The sequence below is a fragment of the Nocardiopsis sp. TRM 82005 genome, from assembly GCF_056312425.1.
On sequence record NZ_JBWDTQ010000075.1, the window covers coordinates 1 to 841 of the forward strand.

The 841-nt window shown below is 66.9% G+C and carries 2 protein-coding genes; both read left to right on the top strand.

From position 1 onward, the window contains the following. Positions 1-69: 69 nt before the first annotated feature. Entirely contained in the window at positions 70-342 is a 273-nt protein-coding gene (locus AC0T5L_RS27125) for a transposase (RefSeq protein WP_476168334.1), read from the top strand. A 12-nt stretch (positions 343-354) separates the two neighbouring features. Beyond that, positions 355-841 (top strand): IS3 family transposase (locus tag AC0T5L_RS27130; protein ID WP_476168335.1); only part of this gene is annotated, 487 nt, incomplete at its 3' end.

Consider the following 841-nt stretch of genomic DNA (forward strand, 5'->3'; position numbering starts at 1 on the left):
TGATCTTGCTTCGGTTCGGTGGACAGGTGTCCGCTTTCGGATACTTTGCCATCGAACGAGGAGATTGAAGTGCCCAGAACCCGCCCCGCGTACCCGCCGGAGTACCGCGAGCACATCATCGAGCTCGCCCGCATCGGACGCACTCCCGAGGAGCTCGCCCGCGAGTTCGAGACCTCCGCCCAGACCATCCGCACCTGGGTCAACCAGGCCCAGAACGACAGCGGAGCCCGCCCCGGCACCACCAGCGACGACAAGGAAGAGCCCGCCCGACTGCGCCGCGAGAACAAGCAACTGCGCGAGGAACGCGAGATCCTACGCAAAGCCACGGCTTTCTTCGCCTGAGGAGACCAGCAGGTGATCTACCGGCTGATCGACGAAGAAGAGACACACCACCCCGTCTCCCGCATGACCCAGCTGCTCGGTGTGTCGCGGCAGGGCCACTACAAACACCACCACCGCACCCAGGACGGCCCCACAGCCAAGGAACGCTCCGACGCCGAGCTGACCAAGCGGATCCGCCACCACCACAAGCAGCCCCGGGGCACCTACGGCGCTCCCCGTCTCCAAGCCGACCTGGCCGAGATCGACGGGCTCGGGGTGGGACGCAACTGGATCACTCGACTGACGCGCGCCCACGACCTGGCCGGGGCGCACCGCCACACCGGGCACAAGAGCCTCACCTGCCAGGACCGGATGGCCTCGGCACCACCGGACCTGGTCGAAAGGGACTTCACCGCCACGGCGCCGAATCTGGAGCGGACCGCTGAGCTCACCTACGTGCCCACGGACGAGGGGTGGTTGTACCTGGCAGTGGTGATGGATGTGTTCGCCCGCCGCAGCG